This window comes from Ruegeria sp. CDSA079 (assembly GCF_059612245.1).
This window is the reverse complement of sequence record NZ_JBXWQF010000007.1, coordinates 52,208-68,477: the sequence shown is the minus strand read 5'-3', so window position 1 is coordinate 68,477 and position 16,270 is coordinate 52,208. Positions and strand designations below refer to the sequence as shown.

The following is a 16,270-nucleotide window of genomic DNA, read 5'->3' as shown; positions in this document are numbered from 1 at the left end:
CGAATTGGGGGCCGAGATGACCAATGACGAATTGATCAAGCACTTCCGCTCCATCGTCGGTTTGCACCACGTCCTGACCGGTGAGCGCGCGACCGAGCGGTTTCGGCGTGGGTTCCGTTCGGGCGAGGGCGAGGCGCTTTGTGTCATTCAGCCGGGTTCTCTGTTGGAGCAGTGGAAAGTGCTGCAAGCTTGCGTGGCCGCAGACAAGATCGTCATCATGCAAGCTGCCAATACCGGCCTGACCGAAGGGTCGACCCCGTCGGGCAGCTATGACCGCGATGTGGTACTGATCAATACTCGGCGGATGGACACACTGATCCCTCTGAACGATGGTGAGCAAATCGTCAGCTTTCCGGGTGCAACCTTGTTTGCGCTGGAAAAACTGCTGGCCCCAATGGGCCGCGAGCCGCATTCGGTGATCGGATCATCCTGCATCGGTGCGTCGATTGTAGGCGGGGTTTGCAATAACTCGGGCGGGTCGCTGGTGGAACGTGGCCCGGTCTATACTGAACTGTCCGTTCACGCCCGGATCTCTGAGCAGGGCGAGCTGGAACTGGTCAACCATCTGGGCATTGATCTGGGCGACACGCCCGAGGAAATCCTGGCAAGCCTCGACGCCGGGACCTTCGACCGCAACCCTGGGGCCACGAACAAACGCGCCTCGGCCAGCGATTACGCGCAGATCGTGCGCGAAGTGGATGCGGAAACACCGGCCCGCTTCAACGCGGACAAGGCCAAGCTGTTCGAATCTGCGGGTTCGGCGGGCAAGCTGGCGGTCTTTGCTGTGCGCCTTGATACCTTTCGAAAAAACGAGGCCGAAAGGGTGTTCTATATCGGGACAAACGACCCGGACGATCTGGCGGCTTTGCGCCGCCACATCCTGTCCAGGTTCAAATCACTGCCCATCTCGGCCGAATACATGCAGCGCGAAGTGTTCGACATCACCGCGAAATACGGCAAGGACACGGTTGTGATGATCGACAAACTCGGTACGGATCGCTTGCCGTTTTTCTTCGCGATGAAAGGCGCGGTTGATGCGCGGCTTCGACGCATCCCGTTTCTCGGCAATTTTACTGACCGGTTCATGCAGATGGCCGTGGCGCTTTGGCCGCGTGTTCTGCCGAGGCGGATGGTCGAATTCCGCGACAAGTATGAACACCACCTGATCCTGAAAATGAAAGATGACGGTATAGCGGAGGCTGCCGCTTGGTTGCCTGACTTCCTGAAAGACCGTGACGCGCGTTTCTTTGAATGCGATGCCCGCGAAGCCAAGATTGCTGGCTTGCACCGTTTCGCAGCTGCCGGAGCCGCCGTGCGTTACATGGCGCTGCATAACTCGGACGTAGAAGACATTATTGCGTTGGATGTCGCGCTGCGCCGTAATGATCTCGACTGGTTGGAAAAGCTTCCGCCCGAGATCGAGAACCAGCTGGTGCACAAACTCTATTACGGACACTTCATGTGCCACGTCATGCATCAGGACTATGTCGTCAAAAAGGGTGCTGATCCCAAGGCGTTGAAGGCGGCGATGCTGAGGCTGTTTGACGAACGGGGGGCGGAATACCCGGCTGAACATAATGTGGGCCATCTGTACAAAGCCAAGCCTGATCTGGCGGCGCATTACAAGTGCTGTGACCCGACCAATTCGTTCAACCCCGGCATTGGGAAAATGTCGAAGACGAAGTACTACCAGTGAGCGATATTCACGCGGTACGCTGACGTTTGTGAAAAGCATCCAACAAGCTGTTCCCGTTGTCGAAAAACGCCCCTTCACCAACCAGATCGGTTACGCCGTATCGATCCAGCTCGGTCTTAACATTCGGCTCTATAAGTGTAAAAACCAGACGAATGTCGTTTTCCTTCAAGAACCCGGCCATGCTGCGCAGGGCGTATCCGGCGGTAAAATCGATCTCATCGATGGCCGACGCATCAATGCAAAACCATTCAGGTTTGCTGTCCGAGCCTTGCACAACGGCCGTGACCTCATCCGTGAAACGCAGCACATTTGCGTAATACATGCCGTGTGAGAACCGATAGATCACAAGGCCGGGTTCAAATTGATTTGGCTCGGCCAAGTCTTTCGAATGCCAACCTCCGCTTTCAGTTTTAACTATCACTGCGTTCTTCGGGCGATACCCCCGGCGGGTGTGGTCGATCAAAGAGAAGACAACGGCAAAGATTATGCCCTGTTCAACGCCCACCAGAACAACCACGGCTGCTGTTGCGGTGGCCACCCAGAACTCGGACCGGGCTTGTTTGTAGATCGTGGCCAGACCACGTAGATCGATCAGTTTCAAGCCGATCAGGAAGACGATGGCCGAAAGGGCGGCTGTGGGCAGATAGGCAAGCGGTTTGGTAAGAAACAGGATCACCACGAGGACAATGGCCACCGTGGTCAGTTGTGCCATCTGACTGCGGCCACCGGCGCTGGCGACCATTTCGGTTTTGGTAGGGCTGCCATTGACCACAAATGTGCCGGTGAATGCCGCGCCGAAATTGGCAAGGCCCAGCCCGATCAGGTCTGTGTTCTCGCTGAACTTCTCGTCATATCGGGCTGCGTAAGCCCGCGAGGTCGCGGCGCTCTGTGCCAGAATGACCACGAATATGGACAGCGCCGTGGGCAGGAGTTGCTTGAACAGGTTCCAACTCCAATTCACGTCCGGGAGCGAGAGTGCGGGCAGGCCACTGGGAACTGCCCCCAACAGGGCAATGCCGACCGTTTCGAAAGAAAAGGCCCAGCTGCACAGGATCACCCCTACAATTGCGAACAGGGGGCCGGGGATTTTTCGCGACAGCATTGTACAGGCGACAACAACGCCGAGCACGGCGGCGGAGACAAACACAGTCGGCCAGCTGATTTGAGCCATGTTCAGATATACGTCGTTCAATCGCGCAAGCGTTCCGTGACCGCTGGACTCGATCCCCATCAAGTCGGGTATTTCGCCTGTGGCGACCTGTATGCCAACGCCGGTCAGGAATCCGACCAGTACAGTTCGCGACAGGAAGTCGGCCAGAAACCCAAGCCCGATGATGCGTGCACCGATCAAAAGTACGGCCGCCATCAGCGCCAGCAGGGACGCCAAAGCCAGATATTCCGACGAGCCCGAGACCGCCATGCCCGCCAGCGCCGAGGCCGTGATGGCTGCGGTTGCCGAATCGGCCCCGACCACCAGATGCCGGGATGATCCGAACAGGGCGAACAGGGCCATGGGAATCAGGATCGTATAGAGCCCCGTAATGACCGGTGTGCCCGCGATTTTGGTGTAGCCCATGACCTCGGGTATCGCGAGGCAGGCAAATGTCAGCCCGGCAAGCATCTCGGTTGGAAGACGCGACCGGTCAAATGGCAGCACGCCCTGCAGCACCGGCAATGGCGATGATTGGGGATTTCTGCCCGGGTTTTCCATGGGTTATCTTTTACCCGTTTTGTTATGCGTTGCGATTTTGCTTATCAAAAGAGCGTCGGGGCAAAAATTAAGCAAGGCATGATGGGTAAATCGCGAGGTTCATGCGGTCGTTTTCGAAAGTTTTTCCGGGAAATTTACGCGACTACGGGAAACCCCCAATTTCGCGCGGGGCCTATCAGGGGTAAACATGACTTACCGTACTTACCACACAAACACACGGTAATTACTTTCCCCGATGAGGGGCTGGTCATACCCCCTCGACCGGCCCCTCTTAACTTTTTGGGTTGAGAGAATCTGCACATCGAAACCGCGCCAAAATGCGAAAAGGTACTTCTGTTCGCCGTTAATCTTTGACCAATTCAGCCACTAGGGTCGGCAGATTTTGTGATGCGTCATAGGCCGCAGTGTGTGGGATTTCTTCGACAGATGTCTTTCGGTACCCTTCCGTGAACAACAGAAACGGGATGTGTGCACGCTGTGCGGTTTCAGCGTCAACTTCGCTGTCACCGACAAACAGGCGTGGCCCAGAAAACGGGAGCGCATCGAAGCTTGCAAACAGATGCCTGGGGTCCGGCTTCCGGGTCGGCAGGCTGTCGCCTCCAAGCACCGCATCGAAATGCCGGGACAAGTTCAACGCCTCAAGCACGTGCCGCGCTGGCGCTTCGGGCTTGTTGGTACAGACGCCCAGAACACACCCCATTTGTCGTAGAGCATCCAGCGCTTCGGGGATGCCGGGGTAGGGAATGGTCGTTTCACTGGCGGCGGCATTGTAATGCTTCAGCGTCAACTGTGTCAGTTCCGAATGGCGATCCAGCGGTAGTTCGCAATGGTGGATCATGCGCTCGACCAGTTTGGGTAGGCCATTGCCAACGAATCCCTTAATGACGTCATGCGGCAGTGGATCGCGCCCAACGTCGTCCAGCGTGCGGTTGGCCGCTGCGGCCAGATCGCCCAAGCTGTCCACCAGCGTTCCGTCCAGATCAAAAACAACTGCTGCGGTCATATTTTGCACGCCTTTCAATGTTCAGCCCAAGACCTAACGTGCCTTGTTTTGGGGCGCAATCTCTTGTGTTGAAACGACACTTGACAAATCTTACTAAAATAATCAGATTAAGCGTCAGGAACAGAAAGCCAGCCCTCTCGGGGTCAGCCAGATCACATGAAACGCGATAGATATGGCGCCACGCCGAAACGCTCTGGAGATGTCCCGATGAACGTACAGAACCCGACTCCAACCCAAGGTTATGCTGTCTCGATGCTTCCCGCGCATAAGGCCGAGGAGCTGACCAAGGGTGGCAACCTGGCCCATATCGAACTGGGCGACCAGCTATATACCCTGCGCATCACTCGCGCAGGAAAACTGATCCTGACGAAATGAGCGCGCCTTCCATGCGGGGCGGCGCAGCGGTTGGCCGCCTTGCCGACCTCGACCCTATCGAAGCGGGCGCGGTGATGTACCTGCGGATGTGGAGCGAGGGTGAGGGCGGTCGGACCGATGCAGCCAGTGATTTCCAGATCGCTTTGGGTGCAGATAGCGGAGAGGCCGCGATGTTGACGCTGGACCGATTGTGTTCCCTATGCGCGGCCTATGGTCGTCGCCCCCTGATCCGCCATGGGCTGAAATGCGCGTGCCTGGGTGCGGATGAGAATTGCTTTGCCCAGATGATCGCCGCCGCGTCCGAAGGTGCGCGTGAAGACGCGATGATGATGGCATCTCTGATCGTACGCCCGGATTTTGCGCCTGCGCTTGCCTCGTTATCAGAAGAGCTGGGCCTTGCTCTCAGGCGCATGACTGTTGCGTTCAGGATCCCGACAACCGGTCACCATACCACCTCGGCCGTTCTCCACTGATCCCCGGTGCAGAACGGCTTAACCCCGGCATCGCGCCGGGGTTTATTTGTTTAGCAACATCCGCATCCTGCATGGTGATGATCATGATCGCAAACCGGGGCAGGGGCGTAATCGCCCACCTCTGACAAAACGTCCCGCAGAGCCCACAAGATCATGTCCACATCCTCGGCCTCGATGGTTAGCGGCGGGCGGATTTTCAGGATGTTGTCCTTCGGTCCTTCACTGCCGATCAGAATGCGATGATCGCGCATCCGGTTTTTGACATAGCTGCAAATCTCTGTGCCTTCAGTCCCATCTGGGTTGATCAGTTCCACACCAAGGAACAGTCCCATACCCCGCACATCGCCGACACAATCGAAATCGGCTTCGATCTGGCGCAGCCCGGTCATCAGGCGCTCACCCATTCGGGCGGCATTGTCCTGCAACCCTTCGTCGTCAACGATATCCAGCACCTCTTTGCCAATCCGGCAGGACAGGGTTGATCCGCCAAAGGTCGAAAAGAACTCGATCCCGTTGTTGAAGCTGTCGGCAATTTTCTTGGTTGTCACCAGCACGCCCAAGGGGTGCCCGTTGCCGATGGGTTTGCCCATGACCACGATATCGGGCAGCGCGCCCTGATGTTCAAAGCCAAAGTAGCACTCGCCCAGACGTCCAAGGCCTGTCTGCACCTCGTCGGCAATGCATACGCCGCCGGCAGCGCGGATTTTTTCATAGACCGCAGGCAGATAACCCTTTGGCGGAATGATCTGGCCACCGACCGACGGGAAGGTTTCCGCGATGAACCCGGCCACACCTTGTCCTCGGTCCAGCAAGGCCGCAATCGCAGGATCCACAAGATCGGCAAACTTCTGCGCCCGGTCCGCATCGTCGCGCTTGAACGACCCGCGGTAGTCATCCGCAACCTCGACCAGCTCAACCCAGTCGGCTTTGCCGATGCCACCGGGTTTGTTGAACTTGTAGGCCGAAATGGCCACCGCCGCGTTGGTATTGCCATGATAACCATGATCCGGCGTCACGATCCCTTTTGCACCGGTATGGGCGCGGGCCAATCGCAGAGCCAGCTCGTTGGCCTCAGTGCCTGAGTTGACAAAGAAGCAAACCTCGAAGTGATCCGGCAGTTTGGACAGGATCTTGTCGGCAAATTCCGTTTGAGCCGGGTGCAGATAACGGGTGTTCGAGTTCATCCGCCTCAGCTGATCCGCCGCCACGGCCTGAATGCGCGGATGCGCATGGCCGACATGGGGGACGTTGTTATAGGCGTCCAGATAGGGGCGGCCCCATTCGTCGAACAGATGATGCTTCCACCCACGCACCAGCATGACCGGATCGTCATAGGTCAGCGACAGGTTGCCGCCAAAGTGATCGCGGCGCCCCTGCAGGATCACCTGCTTGTCGGTGGGTTGATAGAACACCTTGTCATCCGGCAAGTTCAGCAATGCCGCCGGGTTCGGGCAGACCGCGTTCCACAGCTCCATTTCGTCGGGATCGCCGACACCGGGCCAGTCCGCCTCCATGCCATCGGTGGTCAAAGCCAGTTGGAAATGCACATGCGGCGCCCATCCGCCATTCTGGCTGGCATCGCCTAGCCGGGCAAACGCTGCCCCTTGCGCAACCGGGTCGCCGGGTTTCAGCCGCTCACAGAATTCCGGGTCCAGATGGCCATAGAGTGTATAGAACGGATCGCCTTCGGGCGTTTCGTGGTGCAGGATGATCACACCACCGTAGTCGAGGTGGTTGTCCCGGTTCTCGACCACTTCAACCCGCCCGCTCATCGGCGCGTGCAGCACCGTTCCGGCGGGCGCAAACACATCCACCGCCAAATGCACCGTTCGCCGGTCCGAGGCTTTCCTCGGCCCCTTGCGGAACCCCGGCTCGGCATAGATCAGGCGGGGCTCGTTATAGTAACCCAGCCACAGACCCTCGCCGTATTCCTCGCCCACCCGTGCGGCCTCGGCCAAAGGCATGTGGAACGGATTCTGAGGCCAGACGCAGTTTTCAACGGACAGCGATCCCATGGGCACATCGCTCAGATCCTGACTAAACATGTCGGCAAAATGACCCCGGTGATCCTGCAGATAGGTGTGGATGCGTTCAGCCCCATCGACGACAGGCAAGCCACAGGCCGCCCGCAACCGCGCCGACATCAGCCCGCCATTGACCGAGGCGTCTTCAAGGAAACGCCACGCCGGAGCCTGAGAAATGGTCACGTAAGGATCATCCGGGTTCTCGGCCGCCATCAGGGTCGAGTTGACGACCGATACCGCAAGTCGCATCCTCAGCAACGGCCAGATCAGGTCAACTTCACTCGTGCTTAGCCGGTTGGCCGCGTGAAAGCCCTTTACCAGCGCGGCCAGCGCCAGTTCCGGTTTGGGATGGTCCAACACGATGTAAGCCCCGGCAATTGCCAGATCGCAGACGCGCGGCGCCGCGCACATGTCGCCCAAATCAATCAGGCCCGAGATCCGCCGACGCTCGCCCAATTCCCCTTCGACCAGAATGTTATAGTCATTGGCGTCGTTGTGGATGGCCTGTTTCGTCAGATCCCCCAGCATCCCCGAGATCGCTGAGAACCCTGCGAAAATCTCGTTCAACAAAGCCCGCCGGGTAGGGTCTGAAATGATATCCAGCTTGTCCGCAATCCAATCGGCCTGCGTCAGATCCCACTTGAAACCGGTCCGGTGCAATCCTTCGTGCTCGAACCCTTCCAAGGCCCGATCGGTCGCCCCGAGAACGCGCCCCAGCTTCAGGATCAGCTCTTCGGACTTCGGCGCAGTCTTCGCGTAACACTGCCCCGGCAGGCATTCCAATAGCCACACCAGTCGGGACTGCCCCTCAGAATCCGTAATCTCCGGCAGCATTGTGCCGTTCAAATCGGGGAACACCTTGGGAAATGGCAAACCCGGCGCTTCTGACGCGACATGGGCAAGCGCCTGTATCTGCAAATCCACCAGATCCGCCTCGCAGCCCGCCCGCATGACTTTCAGCACATAGTCCTGACCATTGGTGGCCTGTACCAGAAAGTTCAGGTCATATTCACCATCCAGCCGCGTCAACCTTGCGTCCAGTCCCCAGTGCTGACGCAGCGCATCCGCCCAGAACTTCACCAATTCGCTCATGTCGTTCTCCGTCCCGCTACACCCGGGATTCTTTAGTCCAATGCGCGCAGCCGTTTGAACAGCGACGACGTATCCCACCGCCCACCGCCAAGTTTCTGCACATCTTTGTAAAACTGATCGACCAGCGCGGTCACGGGCAGTGAGGCACCATTGACGTTGGCCGCATCCATGCAAATACCCAGATCCTTGCGCATCCAATCCACGGCAAACCCATAGTCAAAATGATCGTCCAGCATCGTCTCGTGGCGGTTCACCATCTGCCAGCTTCCGGCCGCGCCCTGGCTGATCACCTCAACAACTGCACGTCCGTCCAATCCCGCTTTCTCGGCAAAATGCAATGCCTCGCTGAGGGCCTGAACCAAACCGGCTATGGCGATCTGGTTACACATCTTGGTCAACTGGCCCGCTCCGCTGTCACCAATGCGGCGACAAATCTTCGAATAGACCTCCATCAACGGCTCAGCCGCATCATAGGCGGCCTGATCTCCGCCGCACATTATGGACAGAACCCCGTTTTCAGCCCCAGCCTGACCGCCCGAGATCGGGGCGTCGACAAAGGCGATCCCCTGCGCGGCTCCGGCCTCGTAAAGCTCTCGCGTGACGTCTGCCGAGACTGTTGTGTGATCGACGAAGATGGCCCCGTCGGACATGCCCTGAAACGCACCGTCCTCGGCTGAGCAGATCATGCGCAGATCGTCGTCATTTCCCACGCAGGCCATTACGAGTTCCGCGCCTTTGACCGCATCTTTCGGAGTCGCCCCCATGGCCCCACCATGCTGCGCCACCCAGGCTTCGGCCTTGGCGGTTGTGCGGTTGTAGACGGTGACGTCATGACCTGCGGCCTGCAGATGTCCGGCCATGGGATAGCCCATGACACCAAGGCCAAGGAACGCGACTTTTGCCATTTTGTGATCCTCTCCGCTGTTCGGTCGGCACGTGTGACCGAATTGTCTGGCGAAGACAAAGCAAAGCTGCACGCAAAGGGCAACCCCGTGTCAGCTTTTCCCGCCCAAATCCTGCAGGATCGGGCAATCGGGCCGGTCGTCTCCGGCGCAGGCGTCGACCAGGTGGCTTAGCGTATCACGCATGGCTTTCAGATCGGCGATCTTGGCCTCGATCTGCGCCAGATGATCCCGCGCCACCCGTTTCACATCAGCGCTGGCGCGGGTTTCATCCTCGTAAAGGGCCATTAGGGTCCGGCAGTCCTCGATGGTAAAGCCAAGCGCACGGGCGCGGCCCAGAAAGTTCAGCTTGTGCACGTCCTGATCGCGAAACCGGCGATAGCCGTTGTCATCGCGCATCGGTTTGATCAGGTTAATGTCCTCATAATACCGGATCGTCTTGGCGGGCAGGCCGGTGCGGGCAGCGACATCTCCGATATTCATGCGTGCACCTCCTTGGTGGCTGTGGCTGCGGTTTCCGGCACGCTGGCGCGAACGCGACGCAAACGCAGCGCATTCGAGACCACAAACACGCTGGACAACGCCATCGCGCCCGCCGCCAGCGCCGGGGACAGAAGATGACCGCCGAACGGGTAGAGGGCACCAGCAGCGACCGGGATCAAGAGAACGTTATAGCCAAAGGCCCATCCCAGGTTTTGCCGGATGTTCCGCATTGTCCGACGGCTGATTTCGGTTGCATTGGCAACGCCGCGCAGATCACCGGACATCAGCACAACGTCGGCCGTTTCGATAGCCACATCCGTACCCGTACCGATTGCGATGCCGATATCTGCAGATGCCAGCGCCGGAGCATCGTTGATACCGTCACCAACAAAAGCCAGTGTTCCGAATTGATCCCGCAAGGTCGTGATCGCATCTACCTTACCATCGGGCATTACTTCGGCGGTGACGTGATCTATCCCCAGCCGGTCGGCCAAAGCCTGCGCCGTGCGCGCGTTGTCTCCGGTGACCATGGCTACGGTCAGCCCCATCTGGTGAAGCCGTTCCAGCGCCTCTTCGGTGCCGGGCTTGATCGGGTCCGACACAGATAACGCAGCTGCGGCCCGCCCATCGAGGGCGACGAACAACGGCGTTGCCCCTTCGGCGGCGCGGGTCTCAGCCTCTTCCACTAAGGATCCAAGTTCGATCCCCTGTTGCTGCATCAGCCGACGCGACCCGATCAACACATCCCGTCCTTCAACCTGTCCTTGCACGCCAAGGCCGGTAAGCGACCGCACATCCGAAGCCTCTGGCAGAGTCGCGGGGCCGGCTCGGGTGATGGCCGATGCAATCGGGTGCTCCGATCGTGCCTCAAGCGCGGCGGCGAGTCGTACAACCTCATCCCGGTCAAAGCCATTCGCCGTGGTTACGCTGTCCAGTTCCGGACGGCCGAGGGTCAGAGTTCCGGTTTTATCCATCGCGATGACACGCGCCTGCTGAAGCTGTTGCAGAGCATCGCCTTTGCGGAACAGAACCCCCAACTCCGCTGCGCGTCCGGTGCCCACCATGATAGACGTGGGCGTGGCTAGTCCCATCGCGCAGGGGCAAGCGATGATCAGCACCGAAACACCTGCGACCAATGCCAGCGGTAGGGCGGGACTGGGACCGAAGATCAGCCAGATTGCGACAGTGATCACAGCAACAAGGATCACCGCAGGGACAAAGCGATAGGTGATCTGATCCACCAGACCCTGAATAGGCAGCTTGGCCCCCTGTGCCTGCTGCACCATGCGGATGACCTGCGCCAGCACCGTGTCGCCACCCACGCGCGTGGCACGTACCCGCAAGGCACCAGTGCCGTTCACAGTGCCCCCAACAACAGGCGCACCCGGAGATTTGCCGACAGGCACCGGTTCACCCGTGATCATGCTTTCATCGACGTAAGATGTGCCCTCAAGCACCTCGGCATCCACCGGCACACGTTCGCCGGGACGGATGTGCAAGATATCTTCGACAGTGATTTCGGCAATCGGGCGGTCCTGTATCTGACCGTCAACTTCGACACGTGCGGTTTTGGGCTGCAGACCTACCAGCTTCCGGATCGCCGCCCCGGTTTTGCCTTTGGCGCGTGCCTCCATCAACCGGCCCAACAAGATAAGGACCACGATCACGGCAGCGGCCTCGAAATAAACATTGGCTGTACCTTGCGGCAGCAAGCCTGGGGCGAATGTTGCCACTACGGAATAGAGGTACGCCGCCCCGGTCCCAAGCGCGACCAGCGCGTTCATATCTGGCGTGCCTTGCAGCAGGGATGGGATACCCTTGCGGTAAAACACACGGCCAGGCCCGATCAGCAGGGCTGAGGTCAGGACAAATTGTATAAGCTGGCTGGATTGCGCGCCGATGGTTGCGTGCACCCAGTGATGGAAGGCGGGGATCATATGCCCGCCCATCTCAAGAATGAAGACTGGCAGGGCGAGAACGGCCGCCAGTATCGTGGTACGGGTCAGTCTTTGAATTTCGTCCTCTTCGCGGTTTTCAGGTTCTGAAACGTCTTGAATCCGCGCGGGATATCCAATTTCGGTTATCTCCTGAGCCAGTAACTCTGGCGTTGTTGCACCCGTTGCATAGGTCACCGTGGCAGTCCGGGTTGCCAGATTGGCCCGTGCGTCGATGACACCGGGACTGGAGGTCAGCGCACGTTCGATCTTGGCTACGCAGGACGCACAGGTCATACCGTCGATGCTCAGATCGGCCTGACTGGTCTCAGCCGGATAACCTGCCGCATCAAGCGCTTCGGTCAAGGCCGACGCCGGTCCGTCAAAAACCACTTGCGCGGTTTTGGTTGCGAAATTGACTGAGGCATCTTCAACCCCCGACACGTCCCGAAGGGCCGCTTCGACACGACCGACACAGGACGCGCAGCCCATGCCGGTAACTTTAAGTTCTGTAAGTATCTCTTGCGCCATGCGACTCATCCCGCAGGTTTCTTTGCCCTCCAAATGGGGGTTCCAGTGACGGGAAGGTCAAGGGTTTATGGCAATTTTCTATTTGTCGGACCGGCGCATGTTTCGCTCCATCATACGCTGATAGAGGCGCGGCGACAGGCGATTCAGCCACCATGATATACGCGCCACACGGCCAACCGGTATCATGGGCTGCGATTTGTCCAACCCGCGCAGGATCGTTTCAGCGGCTGCATCAGGGCTCATCTCGTCCAATCCGTCCTTTGCCGATCCGGGTCGCGCAGTGCCATCCGCCTGTTCTTGCGCGTTGCCGGGGTTGGTGGCCACAAAAGACGGCGCTGCAATCTGAACCTGAACGCCATGAGGTGCCTCTTCGGAGCGGAGCGACTTGAAAAACCCTTCAAGCGCGTGTTTCGAGGCAGCATATGCCGTCCGGTGATAAAGCGGTGCGAACCCGGCCACGGACGAGATCGCCAAGTGTATCCCTTTTGATGCGCGGACCGGTTGCAATAACGCACGGGCCATTTCAACGGCTGCGAAATAGTTGATGTCGAACACCATTCGGTGACTGGCGGCGTCAGACTGATCAAACCCTCGAATTTGCGTAACCCCGGCGTTGTAGATGACCAGATTTATGCTGTCGCTGAATCTGACGGCCTTTTGCGTTGCACTGGCAAGCTGTTCGGGATCTGTCAGATCGCAGGCGATTGGCAGCTGGGTCGGTCCGGAGTCCAGGCCCGAAACATCAAGATCCAGCAACACCACCCGCCAACCGCGGACTTGCAAAGCGCGGCTCAGGGCTTGCCCCAAACCACCCGCCCCGCCTGATATGACAGCGGTTTTCATAGTCCGGCCTGCATTTGCCAAAGCGCGAACACCTCGGCGCTGGTTTTTTCGGGTGTGTAGCCGAATTCTGATTTGAGGGCTGAGTTGTCCAGAACCGGCCGATATTGCAGGAACCGCACTTGTTCCGGCCCATAGCGTGACAGGCCCAGCGGACGGGCGGCGGCCAAAGCCGCTTTTAGTGCCCAGGCGGGCAGACACAGAACCGGCTTCCCCATGGCGCGGGCCAGATCGGTGACACCCATCGCGCCGTCGCCGGCGACGTTGAAGATACCCGGTGGCCCGTCCGTGGCAGCGCGCCGCAGTATACGTGCCAAGTCGTGCGTCCAGATAAACACAAAAGGACTTTCGCTGCCGGTCACCGCCAGCAGTCGAGGTTTGTGAAACAGGGCGGTGATCTGGTTTTCGGTTCCAGCCCCCAGAACCGTTCCTACGCGCAGAACGACCTGTTCAAGATCAGGGGCAGCTCTACGGGCTTCGGCCAGCGTTTCCTCGACCTGTCGTTTGTGATCTGAATAGGGGAATTCGGGATTGCCCCGCAGCGGGTCACTCTCGCGCAGCGGAACACGGTTGTCCGCGTGATACCCATAAGCAGCACCGGACGATGTGACCACCAACCGGCGCACCCCGTTGGCGATGGCCGCGTTCACCACCTTGCGGGTCCCTTCGACGTCAACAGCGTGTGCTGCCGCGCGTCCCATTTTGGACGGGGGCGTCACGATAGAAGCCAGATGCACGATGACATCCGGCTTCACCTTGGTAATCACGCGAGCAGGCGCGTCACTTGTAACGTCCATGGGCAGAAAGGCGATGTGTTCCGGCAGTGTCTCCGGGCGTTTGAGGTCAGTGGCAAAGACCTCATGTCCCTCAAGTTCGGGCAACAGTGCTTGCCCGACCATACCGGCGGCGCCTGTGATCAGAATACGGGTCATCGCGCGGCCTCGGTTCGGGCCATGACCGACGCCAGGGCAATGCCCGAGATCGCGTGCCAGATGCCCCAGAACGCGGCAACAACGGCCATGCCGCCCAGCCCATGGAAGAAGGCGAAGATCAAGACCAACCCAAGCCCTGAGTTCTGAATGCCAGTCTCGATGGTGATCGCGCGACGGTCGAAGGGGGACAGTCGGGTCAGAGTGGCCACGACCCAACCGCCCCCCAGCGCCAAGGCGTTGTGAAGGACCACAAGCCCAGCAACAGCCCCGGCAAAACTGAGGAAGAACCCCCAGTTGGCGGCCAGGGCAAGCAGGATGAAGGCGGCAAAGATACCCATCGACAGGTATTGCAGCGGCCCGCGCAGGCGGGCGGTCAGGGCGGGTCGACGCTGATTCAGTGTGATGCCCAGAACCAGCGGCAGGATCAGCATCAGGCCAACGAGAATGGCGATTTGCACAGGGTCGATTTGTATCTGCTGCAGGATCGCGCGGGTCGGCGGATACAGCCCACCCCAAAGCGCGATATTGAAGGGCGTCATGAAAATCGCTCCGATGGTGGCGAATGCGGTCATCGACACGGACAGCGCCGCATTGCCGCCGGCCCGATGCGTGATGAAGTTCGAGATATTTCCGCCCGGGCAAGCCGCCACGAGGATCAGCCCCAGCGCAATAGACGCACGCGGTTCCGTGACCCATACCAGCGCAAAGGTCAGCGCAGGCAGAACGACGAATTGAGACAGCAGCCCGACAATCACCGGTTTCGGCGCGCGTCTCAGACGATCAAAATCCCGTGGCGTCAGATCGATCGCGATTGAAAGCATCACAATCGCCAGGATCGCGTTTAACAGGGTCAGCGACGCTGGGCTAAAATTCAGCGTGATCTCGTCGATACCACTCATGCGGCGGCTTTCCGCAGCCGTTCAATCCAGCCAGTGACAGCCTTTCTGTAGGTGGCCTTGTCGACGTAATAGGCCATGCGGGGCAGGTCGATATAGTTCATGCCTCCGGTGGCGCGCTTGTAGTCTTTTTGTTTATCGGCTTTCAGATCGGCCGCCGCCGGGCAACCGTTTTGAAGACCCTTGATATAGCGCGCCACCATCTCGGCCTGTTCGTGCCTCCCTTGCCAGCCCAGACCCGTGGCCTCGACCATGCCCAACACAAACAGATCGTCTCGTTCGGGGTGTATGGTGTTCAGGTAAAGATGCGGGGCATCGCCCCGCCAGTTCAGGAGATCCTTGCCGATGAACGGATAGTGCAGCTTGTATCCGGTTGCGGCGAGGATCATGTCATAGTCTTCGCTGGTGCCGTCCTTGAAGTGAACGGTGTGACCCTCCAGCCGTTCGATGTCGGGGCGTATGCGCAGATCACCATGGCCCGCGTGATACAGCACCAGTGAATTCACCACCGGATGGCTTTCGTAAAGCTGATAATCCGGTTTGGGAAAGCCGTATTTCTGCGGGTCACCGACAAACCAGCTGAGGATCAGGCTGTCTACTTTGCGTTTTAACCATATGGGCAGGCGGATCTTGCCGCCCATCGTGTCAGCGGGTTTTCCAAAAACGTATTTCGGGACGAAATAGTATCCGCGGCGCATCGACAGATCGCAGCGTTTTGCGTGATGGATGGCGTCTACCGCGATGTCGCAGCCGGAATTGCCCGCACCCACGACCAACACGCGTTTGCCGTCGAATTGGCTGGGGTACCGATACTGCGAGGCATGGATCAACTCGCCGTCGAACGATCCGGGAAAGCTGGGCATGTTCGGTTCCGACAGGGTGCCGTTTGCTATCATGACCCCTGCGAAGTCAGCCTGGTGGTCGCCCTCTGCATCGCGCCAGTTGATACGCCAGCCTTCTCCCGGATTGCCCAGTGGTGTGATCCGGGTGACTTCAGCGTTGAACCTGTAGTTCTTGCGCAATCCGAAATGATCCGCAAATGCACGAAAATAGTCGCGCATCGCCCTGTGAGAGGGGTACTCGGCCACCGCCTTATCCATCGGGAAATCATCGAACTCGGTCATACGCTTGGACGAGATCAGATGCGCTGTCTCATACATGGTTGATCTGGGGGCATCGATGTCCCACAGACCGCCCACGTCCGAATGCAGCTCGAACCCCTGAAATGCGATGCCCTGTTCCTTCAGCACCTTGGCCGCGGCCAATCCCATCGGTCCCGCCCCGATCAAGGCGAATGTGTCGCGCGTTTCTGTCATGAATCCTCCCAAAGCTCGCGAGGCTTAACTTGAACGATCGACCAAAATAAGGCAAGATGAAA

At 58.9% G+C, this 16,270-nt stretch carries 13 protein-coding genes; 3 read left to right on the top strand and 10 right to left on the bottom strand.

Features of this window, described 5'->3' with window-relative positions:
* Positions 1 to 16 precede the first annotated feature (16 nt).
* Entirely contained in the window at positions 17 to 1,696 is a 1,680-nt protein-coding gene (gene dld, locus AC2FJZ_RS09375; protein WP_496777224.1) for a D-lactate dehydrogenase, read from the top strand.
* 7 nt (positions 1,697 to 1,703) lie between these two features.
* Here dld and AC2FJZ_RS09370 read toward each other — a convergent pair whose 3' ends face one another.
* Positions 1,704 to 3,407: a SulP family inorganic anion transporter gene (locus AC2FJZ_RS09370; protein ID WP_496777222.1), complete on the bottom strand. Its 1,704-nt coding sequence runs from the start codon at positions 3,405 to 3,407 to the stop codon at positions 1,704 to 1,706.
* 343 nt (positions 3,408 to 3,750) lie between these two features.
* Positions 3,751 to 4,410, bottom strand: coding sequence for a phosphoglycolate phosphatase (gene gph, locus AC2FJZ_RS09365; RefSeq protein ID WP_496777220.1), 660 nt, complete (start codon positions 4,408 to 4,410; stop codon positions 3,751 to 3,753).
* A 207-nt stretch (positions 4,411 to 4,617) separates the two neighbouring features.
* Here gph and hemP point away from each other — a divergent pair, with 207 nt between their 5' ends.
* Together hemP and AC2FJZ_RS09355 are read left to right on the top strand one after the other, a co-directional pair.
* On the top strand, positions 4,618 to 4,785 hold the full coding sequence (gene hemP, locus AC2FJZ_RS09360; protein WP_480628758.1) for a hemin uptake protein HemP: 168 nt from the start codon (positions 4,618 to 4,620) through the stop codon (positions 4,783 to 4,785).
* Positions 4,782 to 5,258, top strand: coding sequence for a hypothetical protein (locus tag AC2FJZ_RS09355; protein ID WP_496777218.1), 477 nt, complete (start codon positions 4,782 to 4,784; stop codon positions 5,256 to 5,258). Before hemP ends, AC2FJZ_RS09355 begins: the two co-directional genes overlap by 4 nt.
* A 50-nt stretch (positions 5,259 to 5,308) precedes the next feature.
* Here AC2FJZ_RS09355 and AC2FJZ_RS09350 read toward each other — a convergent pair whose 3' ends face one another.
* From AC2FJZ_RS09350 to AC2FJZ_RS09315, 8 genes are all read right to left on the bottom strand, one after another.
* On the bottom strand, positions 5,309 to 8,374 hold the full coding sequence (locus tag AC2FJZ_RS09350; RefSeq protein ID WP_496777216.1) for an aminotransferase class III-fold pyridoxal phosphate-dependent enzyme: 3,066 nt from the start codon (positions 8,372 to 8,374) through the stop codon (positions 5,309 to 5,311).
* A 32-nt stretch (positions 8,375 to 8,406) separates the two neighbouring features.
* Positions 8,407 to 9,351: an NAD(P)-dependent oxidoreductase gene (locus AC2FJZ_RS09345; protein ID WP_496777214.1), complete on the bottom strand. Its 945-nt coding sequence runs from the start codon at positions 9,349 to 9,351 to the stop codon at positions 8,407 to 8,409.
* Between the two features lie 18 nt (positions 9,352 to 9,369).
* Entirely contained in the window at positions 9,370 to 9,759 is a 390-nt protein-coding gene (gene cueR, locus AC2FJZ_RS09340) for a Cu(I)-responsive transcriptional regulator (RefSeq protein WP_496777212.1), read from the bottom strand.
* Positions 9,756 to 12,224 carry a heavy metal translocating P-type ATPase gene (locus AC2FJZ_RS09335; RefSeq protein ID WP_496777210.1) on the bottom strand — a complete coding sequence of 823 codons (2,469 nt, stop codon included), beginning with the start codon at positions 12,222 to 12,224 and terminating at the stop codon, positions 9,756 to 9,758. The genes cueR and AC2FJZ_RS09335 overlap by 4 nt, the downstream gene beginning before the upstream one ends.
* Before the next feature lie 78 nt (positions 12,225 to 12,302).
* A complete protein-coding gene (locus AC2FJZ_RS09330) occupies positions 12,303 to 13,067 on the bottom strand; it encodes an SDR family NAD(P)-dependent oxidoreductase (RefSeq protein ID WP_496777206.1) in 765 nt (254 codons plus the stop codon).
* Positions 13,064 to 13,996 (bottom strand): SDR family oxidoreductase, encoded by a 933-nt coding sequence (locus AC2FJZ_RS09325; protein ID WP_496777204.1) that lies wholly within the window; start codon positions 13,994 to 13,996, stop codon positions 13,064 to 13,066. Before AC2FJZ_RS09325 ends, AC2FJZ_RS09330 begins: the two co-directional genes overlap by 4 nt.
* A complete protein-coding gene (locus tag AC2FJZ_RS09320) occupies positions 13,993 to 14,895 on the bottom strand; it encodes a bile acid:sodium symporter family protein (protein ID WP_496777202.1) in 903 nt (300 codons plus the stop codon). Before AC2FJZ_RS09320 ends, AC2FJZ_RS09325 begins: the two co-directional genes overlap by 4 nt.
* Entirely contained in the window at positions 14,892 to 16,208 is a 1,317-nt protein-coding gene (locus tag AC2FJZ_RS09315; RefSeq protein WP_496777200.1) for a flavin-containing monooxygenase, read from the bottom strand. Before AC2FJZ_RS09315 ends, AC2FJZ_RS09320 begins: the two co-directional genes overlap by 4 nt.
* Positions 16,209 to 16,270: the final 62 nt, after the last annotated feature.

Bases quoted from the DNA above. Each gene is read 5' to 3' on its own strand.
- AC2FJZ_RS09325 (WP_496777204.1), bottom strand. From the start codon at position 13,996: ATGACCCGTATTCTGATCACAGGCGCCGCCGGTATGGTCGGGCAAGCA.
- AC2FJZ_RS09315 (WP_496777200.1), bottom strand. From the start codon at position 16,208: ATGACAGAAACGCGCGACACATTCGCCTTGATCGGGGCGGGACCGATG.
- AC2FJZ_RS09330 (WP_496777206.1), bottom strand. From the start codon at position 13,067: ATGAAAACCGCTGTCATATCAGGCGGGGCGGGTGGTTTGGGGCAAGCC.
- gph (WP_496777220.1), bottom strand. From the start codon at position 4,410: ATGACCGCAGCAGTTGTTTTTGATCTGGACGGAACGCTGGTGGACAGC.
- cueR (WP_496777212.1), bottom strand. From the start codon at position 9,759: ATGAATATCGGAGATGTCGCTGCCCGCACCGGCCTGCCCGCCAAGACG.
- AC2FJZ_RS09370 (WP_496777222.1), bottom strand. From the start codon at position 3,407: ATGGAAAACCCGGGCAGAAATCCCCAATCATCGCCATTGCCGGTGCTG.
- AC2FJZ_RS09335 (WP_496777210.1), bottom strand. From the start codon at position 12,224: ATGGCGCAAGAGATACTTACAGAACTTAAAGTTACCGGCATGGGCTGC.
- AC2FJZ_RS09350 (WP_496777216.1), bottom strand. From the start codon at position 8,374: ATGAGCGAATTGGTGAAGTTCTGGGCGGATGCGCTGCGTCAGCACTGG.
- dld (WP_496777224.1), top strand. From the start codon at position 17: ATGACCAATGACGAATTGATCAAGCACTTCCGCTCCATCGTCGGTTTG.
- hemP (WP_480628758.1), top strand. From the start codon at position 4,618: ATGAACGTACAGAACCCGACTCCAACCCAAGGTTATGCTGTCTCGATG.
- AC2FJZ_RS09320 (WP_496777202.1), bottom strand. From the start codon at position 14,895: ATGAGTGGTATCGACGAGATCACGCTGAATTTTAGCCCAGCGTCGCTG.
- AC2FJZ_RS09355 (WP_496777218.1), top strand. From the start codon at position 4,782: ATGAGCGCGCCTTCCATGCGGGGCGGCGCAGCGGTTGGCCGCCTTGCC.